The sequence below is a fragment of the Herbiconiux sp. 320_LB genome (assembly GCF_059691755.1).
The window spans coordinates 180,752-195,365 of record NZ_JCAWAD010000004.1 but is presented as its reverse complement, the minus strand read 5'-3'; the positions used below and the strand labels follow the sequence as shown (position 1 = coordinate 195,365).

The 14,614-nt window shown below is 72.2% G+C and carries 10 protein-coding genes; 6 read left to right on the top strand and 4 right to left on the bottom strand.

The annotated features are described in order from the left end of the window. Nucleotides 1–30: 30 nt before the first annotated feature. From AC59HU_RS12330 to hrpA, 3 genes are read left to right on the top strand one after another with little or no spacing between them, the layout of a single operon-like run. On the top strand, nt 31–2,496 hold the full coding sequence (locus tag AC59HU_RS12330; RefSeq protein WP_497223725.1) for a glycosyltransferase family 2 protein: 2,466 nt from the start codon (nt 31–33) through the stop codon (nt 2,494–2,496). Then, nucleotides 2,493–4,163: a chitinase gene (locus AC59HU_RS12325; RefSeq protein WP_497223724.1), complete on the top strand. Its 1,671-nt coding sequence runs from the start codon at nt 2,493–2,495 to the stop codon at nt 4,161–4,163. The genes AC59HU_RS12330 and AC59HU_RS12325 overlap by 4 nt, the downstream gene beginning before the upstream one ends. 23 nt (nt 4,164–4,186) lie before the next feature. After that, nucleotides 4,187–8,191 carry an ATP-dependent RNA helicase HrpA gene (gene hrpA / locus AC59HU_RS12320; protein ID WP_497223723.1) on the top strand — a complete coding sequence of 1,335 codons (4,005 nt, stop codon included), beginning with the start codon at nt 4,187–4,189 and terminating at the stop codon, nt 8,189–8,191. An 87-nt stretch (nt 8,192–8,278) separates the two neighbouring features. On the opposite strand, the gene AC59HU_RS12315 is transcribed toward hrpA, so the two are convergent. Continuing rightward, nucleotides 8,279–9,097, bottom strand: coding sequence for a Pr6Pr family membrane protein (locus AC59HU_RS12315; RefSeq protein ID WP_497223722.1), 819 nt, complete (start codon nt 9,095–9,097; stop codon nt 8,279–8,281). A gap of 38 nt (nt 9,098–9,135) precedes the next feature. Between AC59HU_RS12315 and AC59HU_RS12310 the strand changes: the two genes are divergently transcribed. Next, complete coding sequence (locus AC59HU_RS12310) at nt 9,136–10,344, top strand: MFS transporter (RefSeq protein ID WP_497223721.1); 1,209 nt, start codon at nt 9,136–9,138, stop codon at nt 10,342–10,344. A 70-nt stretch (nt 10,345–10,414) separates the two neighbouring features. Beyond that, nucleotides 10,415–11,245: an aldo/keto reductase gene (locus AC59HU_RS12305; RefSeq protein WP_497223720.1), complete on the top strand. Its 831-nt coding sequence runs from the start codon at nt 10,415–10,417 to the stop codon at nt 11,243–11,245. 45 nt (nt 11,246–11,290) lie between these two features. Here AC59HU_RS12305 and AC59HU_RS12300 read toward each other — a convergent pair whose 3' ends face one another. Then, on the bottom strand, nt 11,291–11,506 hold the full coding sequence (locus tag AC59HU_RS12300; protein ID WP_497223719.1) for a hypothetical protein: 216 nt from the start codon (nt 11,504–11,506) through the stop codon (nt 11,291–11,293). 206 nt (nt 11,507–11,712) lie between these two features. Between AC59HU_RS12300 and AC59HU_RS12295 the strand changes: the two genes are divergently transcribed. Further along, a complete protein-coding gene (locus tag AC59HU_RS12295; RefSeq protein WP_497223718.1) occupies nt 11,713–12,747 on the top strand; it encodes a DUF4349 domain-containing protein in 1,035 nt (344 codons plus the stop codon). A 3-nt stretch (nt 12,748–12,750) separates the two neighbouring features. Here AC59HU_RS12295 and AC59HU_RS12290 read toward each other — a convergent pair whose 3' ends face one another. Together AC59HU_RS12290 and AC59HU_RS12285 are read right to left on the bottom strand one after the other, a co-directional pair. Next, complete coding sequence (locus tag AC59HU_RS12290) at nt 12,751–13,986, bottom strand: acyl-CoA dehydrogenase family protein (protein WP_497223717.1); 1,236 nt, start codon at nt 13,984–13,986, stop codon at nt 12,751–12,753. 86 nt (nt 13,987–14,072) lie between these two features. Then, a complete protein-coding gene (locus AC59HU_RS12285; RefSeq protein WP_497223716.1) occupies nt 14,073–14,588 on the bottom strand; it encodes a gamma carbonic anhydrase family protein in 516 nt (171 codons plus the stop codon). Between the last annotated feature and the right edge of the window lie 26 nt (nt 14,589–14,614).

Sequence of the window (14,614 nt, the reverse complement as noted above, 5' to 3'; positions counted from 1 at the left end):
CGGCCGCCGTGCACCCACCACCGAGGACCGATGTCGAAATCGACGAGACCGCCGTCAACCAGACGGCGGCAATGGGGTTCCGAGCGCAACCGCACTCCCCTTCCCACCGTGCACCGCAGGCCGAGCGACGCGAAGATCGTCCGCGGGCGGGTGGCCATCATCGTCACCGTCACCGCCTGGGTGCTCTACCTGGTCACCACGATCGCCCGGCAGATCTTCGAGTACGGCAACCAGGACTTCCGCCTGTCGATGGAGGCGGTCTTCTACCTGGTGGTCGTGACCTTCCTGACCTTCTCGGCGCTGATGTACCTGGTCGCCCGGCAGGGTGCGCTCCGCCGGTTCCGCGACCACGTGCGGGTGCCGCGCGCCGAGCTCGACCACCACTTCGCGACCCCGCACCCGGACGGGATGACGGTGCTGGTGCCCTCGTACGCCGAGGAGCCGTCCGTCATCCGCAAGACCCTCTGGTCGGCCGCGCTGCAGGAGTACCCCGCGCTGCGGGTGGTGCTCCTCCTGGACGACCCGCCGAAGCCGAGCGACCCCTTCGTCGCGGCGCGCCTGGAGACCACGCGGGCGATCACCGACGACATCGCCCGGGCGCTCGAGCAGCCCGCCGCCCGGTTCGCGGATGCGCTGCTCACCTTCGAGCACGAGCTGCTGCTCACCGGGCGGGTCTCGCTCGACGCGGTGGAGATCCTGGCCGGCGAGTACGAGGAGGCCGTGCGCTGGCTGCGCGCGATGGCCGAGAGCGAACCGCACGAGGATCACGTCGACACCTTCTTCATCGACCAGGTGCTCGGCGGCCTCGCCGACGACCTCGAGCTCACGGCGATCGCGCTGGCCGCGGCGCTGCAGGCCGAGGTCACCGGCCCCGCCGATTCCGTCGGCGCCGGCCCCGACTCCCCCCTCAGCGGCGAGCGGATGCTCGAGCTGCACCGCCGCCTGGTCTGGATCTTCGGGGTCGAGACCGCGACCTTCGAGCGCAAGGCCTACGCCTCGCTCTCGCACGAGGCGAACAAGGCGATGAACCTGAACGCCTACATCGGCCTGATGGGCGGCCGCTTCCGTGAGGAGCGCATCCCCGAGGGCGTCGTGCTGCGCCCGGTCGCGGGCGCCCAGCCCGCCGACCTCGTCGTGCCGAACGCCGAGTACCTGCTCACGCTCGACGCCGACTCCCTGCTGCTGCGCGACTACTGCCTGCGGCTGGTGTACCTGCTCGAGCAGCCCGACAACGCGCGGGTGGCCGTGACGCAGACGCCGTACTCGTCCTTCCGCGGCGCTCCGACCCGCATCGAGCGACTGGCGGGCGCGAGCACCGACCTGCAGCACATCCTGCACCAGGGCCTGACCGAGTACGACGCCACCTTCTGGGTCGGCGCGAACGCGGTGATCCGGATGGAGGCGCTCGACGACATCCTCGAGATCGAGACCTCGGGCGGTTTCGAGGTGCGCCGCTACGTGCAGGACCGCACCGTGATCGAGGACACCGAGTCGAGCATCGACCTCGGCGAGCACGGCTGGACCCTGGTCAACTACCCCGAGCGCCTGAGCTACAGCGCGACCCCGCCCGACTTCGGCTCGCTCGTGGTGCAGCGACGGCGGTGGGCCAACGGCGGCCTGCTGATCCTGCCGAAGTTCTTCCGGCAGCTGAAGGCGCGGAAGCGCGCCGGCACCCCGGTGCGGTTGACCGAGGTCATGCTGCGGGTGAACTACATGGCCTCGATCGCCTGGGCGAGCTTCGGCCTGGTGTTCCTGCTCGCCTATCCCTACGACAGCCGGCTGCTCAGCCCGCTCGTGCTGCTGGCCGCACTGCCGTACTTCCTCGCCCAGGCGAGCGACCTGAAGGCGTGCGGGTACAAGTACAGCGACATCCTGCGCATCTACGGCTTCAACCTGATCCTCCTGCCGGTGAACCTCGCCGGGGTGCTCAAGTCGATCGAGCAGTCGCTGACCGGCAAGAAGATCCCGTTCGCCCGCACGCCCAAGGTGCGCAACCGCACCGCCACCCAGCTGCTCTACGTCGTGGCGCCCTACGGCATCGTCGCGTTCTCGGTGCTCACCGCCTGGCGCAACGTGATCGACCAGAACTGGGGCAACGCGGCCTTCGCGGCGTTCAACGCCTTCACCGCGTCCTGGGCCATCCTCGGCAACATCGGCGTGGTCAACTCCCTCGCCGACGTCTGGCTCGGCCTCACCGACTGGATGTGGGTCGACAAGAAGCGCCGCGACGACGACCACGACCAGACCGCGAGCGGCGAGTTCGACTGGCAGACGGCGCTGTACCACGGGCACGCCCCGGCCGGTGCGCGCACGGGCTCGCGGCCGGCCGTGCGCCGGGAGACGCGGCCGGCGCGACCCGTCGCGGCGACGCCCGCCGCTGCCACGCCTGCCGCACCCGCACCCGGACCCGTTGCCGGCGCACGCAGTACCACGCCCACCACCTCCGCACCCGCCGCCGACCCGCGCCACGCCCAGAACGAGAAGCACCCCGCATGAGCACCCTCCCCCAGCCCGCCGGGCCCCACGCCGGCAAGCGCCTGTCGCCCTGGCGGGTGCTGCTCGGCCTCGCCGTCGTGGCGGCCGTGGCCGCGGTCGCGGTATTCGGCTTCCGTCTCTTCGTCGTCGACCAGGCGCGGGCGACCAGCGCCGCGCCGTGGTTCGCCGGTTACGTGGATGCGACGCTCACCCCGCAATACCCGTTCGAGACCCCCGAGACGCGCGCCCAGGGCGACGCCGTGCTCTCGTTCGTGGTCGCGGCCTCTCCCACCGAGTGCACGCCGAGCTGGGGTGCGGCCTACTCCCTCGACGCGGCCGCCCAGGATCTCGACATGGATCGCCGGATCGCCCGGATCCGTCAGCTCGGCGGCGACGTCGTCGTCTCGTTCGGCGGCGCGGTCAACGCCGAACTGGCCACCGCCTGCTCGAGCGTCGACGACCTCACCGGGGCCTACCGCTCGGTCGTCGACCGCTACTCCCTCTCGACGATCGACCTCGACGTCGAGGCCGACGACCTGACCGACTCGGTCGCCGGCGAGCGCCGGGCGACCGCGATCGCCGCCCTGCAGGCCGACCGTGCCGCCTCGGGCCACGACCTCGCGGTCTGGCTCACCCTCCCGACCATGCCGACCGGCCTCACCGCCGAGGGCAGCCATCTCGTCGACCAGATGCTGGCCGCCGGGGTGGAGCTCGCCGGCGTGAACCTGATGACGATGGACTACGGAATCGACCTGGGCGGGCGCACGATGGGCGACGCCGCGGTCGACGCGCTGAACGCGGTGCACGGCCAGCTCGCCCACGCCTATTCGGTCACGGGTCACGACCTCACCGACGCGACCCTGTGGTCCAAGCTCGGCGCCACCCCGCTGATCGGGCAGAACGACGTACCCGGCGAGGTCTTCACCCTCGACGACGCGCACCGGCTCAACGACTTCGCGCAGCAGGTGCAGCTGGGCCGCCTGTCGGCCTGGTCGCTCAACCGCGACCGGTCCTGCGGCCCGAACTACCTCGACACCACGACCGTGTCGAACCTCTGCAGCGGCGTCGACCAGGGCGACGAGACCTTCGCCGAGGTGCTCGCCGCCGGCCTGACCGCGGGCGGGGTGGCCGGCACGCCGACCGCGACCGTCGCGGGGCAGCCCGCATCCGGATCGCGCCCCACCCCGACGATCACCGGCTCGACCGGCGTCGCCGGTGCCGGAGCCCCGGCGACCTCGGCCCCCGGACACGAGGGCGAGCCCCCGGCGGATGACCCGGCCACGAGCCCGTACCCGATCTGGTCGGCCGGCACGGTCTACCTCTCGGGGTCCAAGGTGGTCTGGCACGGCACGGTCTACTCGGCCAAGTGGTGGACCCGAGGCGACCGGCCCGACGACCCCGTCGCCGACGCCGCCGACACCCCGTGGACCCTGATCGGCCCCGTGCTCCCGGGCGAGACCCCGTACACGCCGCCGACGGTGCCCGCGGGCACCTACCCCGACTGGGCGGGCACGAGCGTCTACCAGGAAGGTGACCGCGTGCTGTTCCAGGGCGTCCCGTTCGAGGCCAAGTGGTGGACGCAGGGCGACAGCCCGGCCGCAACCGAGCGCGATTCCGACGGATCGCCGTGGGTCGCCCTGACCGCGGCCCAGGTCGCGGAGCTCGCCGCGCCCTCCTCGGGCGGCTGAGCCACGGGTACGATGGAGGGCCGATGTCCGCCGACGCCCCCCTCTCCATCGTCTTCCCTCCCGAGCTGCCCGTCAGCCAGAAGAGGGAGGAGATCGCGCGCGCCATCCGCGACAACCAGGTCGTGATCGTGGCGGGCGAGACCGGCTCGGGCAAGACCACGCAGCTGCCCAAGATCTGCCTCGAGCTCGGCCGCACGAGCATCGGCCACACCCAGCCGCGCCGGCTCGCCGCCCGCACGATCGCCGAGCGCATCGCCGAGGAGCTCGGCCAGGAGGTCGGCGGGCTCGTCGGCTACCAGGTGCGCTTCACCGACCGCGCGTCGGCCGCGACCCGCATCAAGCTGATGACCGACGGCATCCTGCTCAACGAGATGAACCACGACCGGATGCTCAGCCGGTACGACACGATCATCATCGACGAGGCCCACGAACGCAGCCTCAACATCGACTTCCTGCTCGGCTACCTCAAGCAGCTGCTGCCGAGACGACCCGATCTCAAGGTCATCATCACCAGCGCCACCATCGACCCGGAGAGCTTCGCCCGGCACTTCGCCCGCCCCGACGGCACCGCGGCGCCGATCGTCGAGGTCTCGGGGCGCACCTTCCCGGTCGAGATCCGGTACCGGCCGTTGGCTCCGGATGCGCCCGACGCCGACTCCGACTCCGGCTCCGGCTCCGACGAGCCCCGCGACTCACGCGAGGCACGAGAGCGCGAACCCAAGGACATCTTCGAGGCCATCGGCGACGCCCTCGACGAGCTCGGCCGCGAGAAGGCGGGCGACGTGCTCGTGTTCCTCTCGGGCGAGAACGAGATCCGCGACGCCGAGGAGGCGCTCCGGGGCCGGTTCGCCTCGAGCGGAGCCGCGGGCACCACCGAGGTGCTCCCCCTCTACGGCCGCCTGTCGGCCGCCGACCAGCACCGGGTGTTCCAGCCGAGCAGCACCCCGGGCATCCGTCGTCGGGTGATCCTCTCCACGAACGTGGCCGAGACCAGCCTCACCGTGCCGGGGATCAAGTACGTGATCGATGCCGGCACCGCGCGCATCAGCCGCTACTCGGTGCGCTCGAAGGTGCAGCGCCTGCCGATCGAGCCCATCTCGCAAGCCTCCGCGAACCAGCGCTCGGGCCGGTCGGGGCGTACCAGCGACGGCATCGCCATCCGGCTCTACTCCGAGGAGGACTTCGACCGGCGGGCCGAGTTCACCGACCCCGAGATCCTCCGCACCAACCTCGCGGCGGTCATCCTGCAGATGATCTCGCTGGGGCTCGGCGACATCGCCTCGTTCCCCTTCCTGCAGCCGCCGGATTCGCGGGGCATCAAGGACGGGCTCGACCTGCTGGCCGAGCTGGGGGCGGTGCGCGCGGCGAAAGCCGGCGAGCACCCCGGCCTGACCCGCATCGGCCACGACCTCGCGCGCCTGCCGATCGAGCCGCGGTTCGCCCGGATGGTCGTCGAGTCCAAGCGCACCGGCACGAGCCGCGAGGTGCTGGCGATCGTCGCCGGCCTCACGATCCAGGATCCGCGGGAACGCCCGCTCGAGAAGCGCGGCCGCGCCGACGAGCTGCACGCGCGCTTCGCCGACCAGACCAGCGACTTCCTCACCCTGCTCAACCTCTGGAACTACCTCGAGGCGAAGCAGCGCGAACTCGGGTCGAGCGCGTTCCGCCGCCTCTGCAAGGCCGAGTTCCTCAACTACCTGCGCATCCGCGAGTGGCAGGACGTCTACCGCCAGCTGCGTCAGCTGGCCAAGCCGCTCGGCCTCACGGTGGGCGAGCCCGCGGTGAACCCCGACGGCATCCACAAGTCGATCCTGTCGGGCCTGCTCAGCCAGATCGGGCTGCGCGACCAGGTCAAGCGCGACTACCTCGGCGCCCGGCAGACCCGCTTCTCCGTCTTCCCCGGCTCGGCGCTGGCGAAGAAGCAGCCGGCCGCGGTGATGAGCGCCGAACTGGTCGAGACCAGCCGGCTGTTCGCCCGGATGAACGCGGCGATCGATCCCGCCTGGGCCGAGCCGCTCGCGGGCGACCTGCTGAAGCGCACCTACTCCGAGCCGCACTGGGAGAAGAAGCAGGGCGCCGCCGTGGCCTACGAGCGGGTGACGCTGTACGGCGTGCCGATCATCGCGCGCCGCCGGGTGCAGTTCGCCCGGATCGACCCGGCCTACGCCCGCGAGCTGTTCATCCGGCACGCTCTGGTCGAGGGCGAGTGGGAGTCGCAGCAGGCCTTCGACCGAGCCAACCGCGCGTTCCGCCGCGACCTCGAGCAGCTCGAGGAGCGCAGCCGGCGCCGCGACATCCTGCTCGACGACGAGGCCGTGTTCGAGTTCTACCAGGCCCGCATCCCCCGCGACGTCGTCTCGCAGCGCAGCTTCGAGGGCTGGTGGAAGACGGCGCGCCACGACGACCCCGAGCTGCTGACGATGACCCTCGAGACCCTGTTGCCCGAGGGCGCGCCGGAGGTCGACGAGGACGAGTTCCCGGCGCAGTGGCAGCAGGGCGACCAGCGGTTGGCGCTTCGCTACCGGTTCGAGCCGGGCAGCCCGGACGACGGCGTGACCGCGACGGTGCCGCTGGCGCTCCTGCCCCGGCTCGACGAGGCGGCCTTCGAGTCGCAGGTGCCGGGGTTCCGGCGCGAGCTCGTGACCGCGCTCATCCGCTCGCTGCCGAAGCGGCTGCGGGTGAACTTCGTGCCGGCGACCGACTGGGCCGGGCGGCTCCTCGACGAGCTGGGTGAGGATGCGGACGACGCGCTGCTCGCCCGCCTCGCCTCGACCATGTCCCGCCTCGCGCACGTCACGGTCACCGCGGCCGACTTCGACCGCGACCGCATCCCCGATCACCTCAAGGTCACCTTCCGGGTGGTCGACGAGCGCGGGCGCACGGCGGGCGAGGGCAAGGATCTCGCGGCCCTTCAGGCGGCGCTGTCGGATGCGGCCCGGGCGAGCATCACCCGCGCCTCGACCGGTGCGGCCGGCGGTGCGGGATCGGAGACGGGTTCGGGCCGGGGTGGCGGCGGTCGACGCGGGCGCGGTGCGGCCGGTGGCTCTGCCGATGCCGGCACGGACGGCCGTTCGGCCGGTGGCGGCCCGGGGGCCGAATCGCCCGCCGCGCGGATCGCCTCGGCCGGAGGGGCCGGCGGAGGCGCCGGCGGCGGCTCGGGCTTCCGTGAGGTCGAGGGGCTGACGTCGTGGACCCTCGGCGACCTGCCGCGCTTCGTCGACACCCGGCAGCATGGCGGGGTGATCCGGGCCTACCCGGCGCTCGTGGCGGGCAAGGACGACGTCGCCGTGCGCCTGATGGCCACGGCCGAGGAGCAGGCGCGGGCCACGCCGGACGGGTTGATCCGCCTGCTGCTGCTCCGGGTGCCGAGCCCGGCCGCCTACGTGCGCGACCACCTCACCCAGAACGAGAAGCTGCTGCTCGCGACCAGCCCGTACCAGAACGTGAACGCGCTCTTCGACGACGCGCTCCGCGCCGGGGCCGACGAGGCGCTGCACGCCCTGCACCCGGACGGCCTGCTCTGGACCGAGGCCGAGTTCGAGGCGGTGCGCGACCGCTTCTCGAAGGCCGTGCTGCCGCAACTGGACCACACGGTGTCGACCGTCATCCGCATCCTGAACGCCGCCCGCGACGCGGAGCGGGCGCTGAAGAAGGTCACCAGCATGGCGCTGCTGGCCGCGATCGGCGACGCCCGCGAACAGCTCGGCGCCCTCGTGTACCCCGGCTTCATCGCCCGCACCGGGCTGGCCCGGCTCGAGCACCTCCCCCGCTACCTCGCGGGCATCACCTACCGGCTCGAGAAGCTGCCGGACAACCCGGCGCGCGACCGGGCCTGGATGACCGAGGTGCAGACCGCGACGGCGCGCTACCTCGACGCCGGCGGCAGCATCCCGCTGGAGCCGTTCACGCGCGAGCCGCTCGTGCGGGCGCGCTGGATGCTCGAGGAGCTGCGCATCGGCCTCTTCGCCCAGCCCCTCGGCACCGCGGAGCCGGCGTCGCTGCAGCGCATCACGAAGCTGTTGAGTTAGTTCCGCGCCGGTCCCCGCCCGGCGCGGGCGACATGTTCGCGTGCCGTCGCGGATCGCGGCCTTCGGTCGTGATCCGCGGCGACGCGCTCACCGTGGGTCGGCGGGTACGGCCTGCGGCTTCGCAGGGCGCGCGGAACCCGCGGGGTGGGACAGCCTGGTGGCGAGTTCACCTGCAGCGGACCGGGACAGGGATCTCACCAGCCGGAAGGCCGCGGTGAGGATGAGGGCCAGGGCGACGGCGTAGAGGGCGAGCTGGGGGTAGCCGCCGACGGCCTCGGGGCTGACGAAGAAGTAGGGGTACCACTGGGTCGAGGCGCCACGGATGAGGGTGACCACGAACCAGCCGGCCGGGAAGACCAGCACCGGCCAGATGCGGTACGGGCGGCCGCGCGGCGGGTCGAGCATCAGGTCGAGGACGGCGTAGGCCGGCAGCACGAAGTGCAGGATGCGCGAGGACAGCGGCACGAGGAACTCGGCCCCCGTGTACCCCGCCGTGCTCATCAGCACCGCGAAGACCAGCCCCGACACGATCACGTAGGTCGCCACCGTGACGCGCACGAAGCCGAACCAGTGCGGCATCCGGAGCCGGCTGCCGCCGAACACGACCGCCACCGCCATCGTCACCGCGAACAGGATCGCGCTCTCGATCGTGAAGTAGCCGAGGAGGTTGCGGATCGAGCAGGTGCCGAACACGAAGGCGCAGTCGGCGCGCGAGACGAGCGCTCCCACCGCCGTACCGATCGCCGCGAAGCGCACGAGCATCAGCGCCGCGGCTCCGACCAGGCCGGCCGGGGCCGCCGCGGTCGTCGCAGCCGACGCCGATGCCGCTGACGATGCCGCTGACGCTCCTGGCGCGGCGGACGCCGCCGCCGTCGACGCCCTCGGGGCAGGTTCGATCTTGGTCATCCGCGCACTGGCCACTGCATCAACACTAAACTCGTTCGGTGAGCAGCTACACCGAACTCCTGAAGACGCGTGGCGTCGCGCGCATCATCGCCGCCCAGCTCACCGCCCGATTCCCCAACGGGATGCTGTCGCTGGCCTTCCTGCTGCACATCGAGCACACCTACGACTCCTACGGCGTCGCCGGGCTCGTGCTCGCCGCGCTGAGCATCGGCCAGGCCATCGCCGGCCCGCTCACCAGCCGGTTGATGGGCGTGTGGGGGATGCGCCCGGTGATCCTGATCGCGATGATCGTCTGCGCCCTCTCGATCACGTCCATCGCCCTATTCCCGCTCGGGATCGCGGCCGACATGGGCATCGCGCTGATCGCCGGGCTCAGCACCCCGCCCATCCAGCCGGCCGTGCGCACGATCTACCCGAAGATGGTCAACTCCAAGCAGCTCACCCCGCTGTTCTCGCTCGACGCCTCGGCGCAGGAGATCATCTGGGTGCTCGGGCCGGTCGTCATCACCTTCGTCTCGATCCAGATCGGCACCGTCTGGGGCATCCTGCTCGCGGTCGCGTTCCTGGTCGGCGGCGGCATCTGGTTCCTCACCAGCCCCGAGCTCGGCCGGGTGCGCATCCCGCGCTCGAAGCGCAAGCTGGGCGCGGTGCTGAAGAAGCCGCCGGTTCTGCTCGCCACGGTCGTCGGCTTCCTGCTCGTCGCCACCTGCGCGGCCATCGAGGCGGGGGTCGTCTCGACCTTCGGCGAGGGCGGCGCCGAGGCCGGGCTCGTGCTCGCGCTCTTCGCGGTCGGCTCCCTGGTCGGCGGCCTCTCGTTCGGGCACCGGCCGATCAGCCCGTGGTCGCTCGCCCGCCGCATGGCCATCGTGTTCGTCGGCACCGCGATCGCCGCCGCCTCGCTCAACGTCTGGTGGCTCGCGATCACGCTGTTCATCGCCGGCGTCGGCATCGCGCCCGCCCTCGCGGTCATGTTCGCGATCGTCTCGACGAGCGTGCGCTTCAGCGACACCGCCGAGGCCTACGGCTGGGTCGGCACCGGGCAGCTGATCGGCGCGGCGGTGGGTTCGGCCCTCGCCGGCTTCCTGATCGACGGCATCGGCGCGATCGGCGCCTTCTTCGTCGCCGGGGCGCTCGCGCTGCTCGGCTTCCTGGTGCCACTGCTCGGCCGACGCTGGCACCCCGATCTGCGGGGCCGGGATGCGAGCCCGCTGCCGGACACCGAGCCGGTGCAGGCCATCACGAGCTGAGCCGTCGCCCCGCGACGAATGGCCCCGGGCTGAGTGACCCTGCGCTGAGTGGCCCCGGGATAATGGGTGCATGGTCGAAGCCCTGTCGCCCCTGCTCACCCTGAACGACGGCAACCGGATGCCGCAGCTCGGCCTCGGCGTCTACAAGACGACCGACGACGAGGCCGCCGACGCGGTCGACTCGGCCCTCCGCCAGGGCTATCGCCTGGTCGACACCGCCGCGATGTACCTCAACGAGGCCGGGGTCGGCGAGGGGGTGCGCCGCAGCGGGCTGGCCCGCGAGGAGGTCTTCGTCACGACCAAGGTCTGGTTCACCGACAACGGCTACGACTCGACCCTGCGCTCGTTCGGCGAGTCGCTCGAACGCCTGGGCCTGGACCACGTCGACCTCTACCTGATCCACTGGCCCGCGCCGAAGAACGACCGGTACGTCGAGACCTGGCAGGCCCTCCGCACGATCCGCGACGAGGGCCGCGCCCGGTCGATCGGGGTCGCGAACTTCCATCCCGCCCACGTCTCCCGGCTGATCGACGAGACCGGTGAGGCCCCGGCCGTCAACCAGGTCGAGCTGCACCCGTGGCTCCCCCAGCGCGCGCTCCGGGCCTTCGACGCCGAGCACGGCATCGTGACGCAGGCCTGGTCGCCGCTCGCCCGCGGCCGGCTTCTGGACGATGGGCCGGTCGCCGACATCGCCCGGAAGCACGGGAAGTCGCCGGCCCAGGTCATCCTGCGCTGGCACATCCAGCTCGGCGTCTCGGTCATTCCCAAATCGGTGACGCCCGCCCGCATCCGCCAGAACATCGAGGTGTTCGACTTCGAGCTGGATGCCGACGACCTCGCGGTCATCGCCTCGCTCGAGAGCGGGATGCGGACGGGCGTCGACCCGGACGACCGCAACTGACCCGACCGGAATCGGGGCGGCGGCCCGGCTGATCCGTCGGCGACGTCAGTCGCGCAGATCCTCCTTGTAGTCGTTCTTCGCCTTGGTGGCGTCGCGCTCGGCCTCGGCCCGCTTCACGTCGCCCTCGGCACGCTTGACCTCGGCGTCGGCCTGCGCCTCGTCGACGCGGTCGGAGATGCGCTCCTTCGTGTCGTCGACGGCCCGGCCGATCTTCTTGCCGGTGGCCTCGGCCGCATCCTTCGCATCGTCGATGAATCCCATCAGCGCCTCCTCGTTCGTGGATTTGCTCCCCACCCTAGAACGGCTCGCGCTGACCGGCCACCGGTCCCGGAGCCGTTCCCCAGGGAGCTCCCGGAAGCCTTTCCCCCGCACCTCCCGGAGGGCGATCGGGCCGAGGCGATAACGACCGGATAACCATCCGTCGCTCCCCAGCCCGGACTCAGCGATCGATCCCTACCCTGGGCCTCATGAGACGAATGATCCTCGCTTCCGCCGCCGTCGCCGCGGTGCTCGTGCTCGCCGGCTGCTCGGCCGCGGGCTCGTCCGGCAGCTCCTCGAGCGGCACCGGCGGCTCGTCGGGCGGCGTGCCGGTGCCGGCCGGGCCCGGCTCCGAGCCCTTCGTGCCCGGCGACACCGCGCGGGACGGGCTGGGCCAGAACGGAACCGCGGAGGGCGGAGCCGCTGCCGACGGATCGACCTCGTCCGGCCAGAGCGTCATCACGACGGGCTGGATCACCGTCACCGTCGACGACCCGATCGCCGCGACGGAGCAGGCTGTCGCCCTGGTCGCCTCCGTCGACGGCCGGATCGACTCGCGGAGCGAGCAGGCCGGCTCGGACGAGCAGCGCTCGAGCTCGCAGCTGACGATCCGGGTGCCGGCCGACTCGGTCGACGCGACGATCGAGAAGCTCAAGGAGTTCGGCAGCGTCGACTCGGTCTCGCTGTCGTCGAACGACGTCACGCTGCAGGTGCGCGACCTCGACGCGCAGATCGGCGCGCTGCAGGCCTCGGTCGACCGCCTGCTGCAGCTGGTCGGGTCGGCGAGCAGCACGGCCGACCTGATCGAGCTCGAGACCGCGATCTCGGACAGGCAGGGCCAGCTCGACAGCCTGAAGTCGCAGAAGCAGTACCTCGCCGATCAGATCGACTACTCCACCATCACCCTCGACCTGGTGCAGAAGGGCGCCCTGCCGAGCAACGCCCCCGGCGACTTCTGGAGCGGTCTCGCGACCGGCTGGGCCTCGCTCACGGCGGCGCTCACCGGGTTCGTGGTGCTGGTCGGGGTGCTCATCCCCTGGCTGCTGCCGCTCGCGGTGATCGCCGCGGTGGTGATCGCGATCATCCTGCTCACCCGCCGCCGCGACGCCCGCCGCACGCCGGGCATCGGGCACCCGCGGCCGACACCGGGGCAGCCCGGTGGCGGGCAGCCGGCGCCGGAGCAGTCGGCGCCGCACCAATCGGCGCCGCAGCAGCCGGCACCGCAGCAGCCGTCCGGGCGCTAGCGGTCAGCGGAGGTCGGGGCCGGGCTCGGCGTCGGGGCCAGGGCCAGGCTCGGCATCGAGGTCCGGCACCGGCCCGAGCAGCGCGTTCGCGACGGTGGCGTGCGCCGACTCCCCGTCGGAGGGATGGAACAGGCCCGCCACCACGTCGCGGTACAGCCGCCCGAGTTCGCTGGAGTTCGCCAGCGACGAGCCGCCCGAGACCCGCAGCGCCTGATCGACCACCAGCCGGGCGTTCTCGGTCGCCCGTACTTTGAGGCCGACCAGCTTCGGGAACCAGGCCGCGCCGTGCGGCACCCCGGCGTCGACGTCGGCGGCGAGGGCCTGGATCTGCGGCGGGATGCCGTCCTGCAGGATGCCCGCCTCGGCGACCTTCCAGCGGATGTCGGGATCGTGCGCCAGCGGACGCCCCGCGTTCTTCATCGACCGGCGCCGGTGGGCCGCCTCGACCGCGAGCTCGACCGCCCGCTGCCCGATGCCCGTGTACACGGCGGCGAGCAGGATCTCGAACCCGGCGAAGATGCCGAAGATCAGCGGGTCGGCGCTCGGCCCGGCCGGCAACCGGCGGAACACCCGCGACGCGGGGGCCTCCGCCTCGCGGAGCACGGTGGTGCGGCTCTGAGTCGCCCGCATGCCCAGCGTGTCCCAGTCGTCGAGGGTCTCGACTCCCGGGCCGCGGTCGAGGAAGGCGTGCACCAGCAGGGGCGCCTGCGGATCGCTGTCGTCGAGTCCGAACACCCCGAGCCTGGTCCAGACCGGCGAGAGCGAGGTGAAGATCTTCGTACCGGTGAAGGCGTAGCCGCCGTCACCGGTCGGCACGGCCCGGGTGCGCGAGCCGAAGAGCACCAGGTCGTTGCCCGCCTCGCTGTTGCCGAACGCGAAGACCTCGCCCTCCGCGGCCTCGGCGAGCAGCCAGTCGAGCGAGTGGTCGCCCTGGGCGGCCAGCAGTCTCGCGACCCCGGTCCAGACCAGGTGCATGTTGATCGCCAGCGCCGTCGCGGGCGCGGCCGTGGCCAGCCGCGTCTGCTCGCGGGCGACCCGGGGGAAACCGAAGTCGAGGCCGCCGAACTCGGCGGGCACCAGCATCCGCAGGTAGCCGGCCTCGGCGAGCTCGCGCAGGTCGTCCTCGGGGAAGGTGTTCTCGCGGTCGTGCGTCGCCGCCCGCGATCGGATGCGCGAGAGCAGCGCGTCGTCGATCAGCGAGTCGGCGTCCGGCGATCCGGCGGCGTTCAGGTCGGCCATGCGGCCACCTTACCCACCACGCCCGACAGCGGCCCGCGCTGTCCGCCACCACTCCGGGGTCACTCGTCAGCGCCGGCGATCACCGCTCAGTCGGCCGTCGCCACCCGGTGCTCCGCGCTCAGCCGCAGGTAGGTCTGGGCGTTCCGCCGGATGCCGTCGCTCTCGGCCTCCCCGAGCTCCCGCCGCACCCGCGCCGGCACTCCGGCGACCAGCGACCCCGGGGGCACGACCGTGCCCTCGAGCACCACCGCGCCGGCGGCGACCAGCGACCCGCGGCCGATCACGGCTCCGTTCAGCACCGTCGCGTTCATCCCGATCAGGCAGTCGTCCTCGATCGTGCAGCCGTGCAGCACGGCGCCGTGGCCGACGCTCACGCCGGCCCCGATCGTGGTGGGCCGGCCCGCGTCGCAGTGCACCACCACGTTGTCCTGCAGGTTCGAGCCCTCCCCCAGCCGGATCGTGTCGGTGTCGGCCCGCACGACGGCGCCGTAGAACACGCTCGCCCCGGCGGCGATGGTGACCTCGCCCACGAGCACGGCGGTCGGGGCGATCCATGCGGACTCCTCGACCGAGGGGGTGCGACCTTCTATGGTGACGATCATGATCCTCCGTTGTGGCCCGAGCGCGC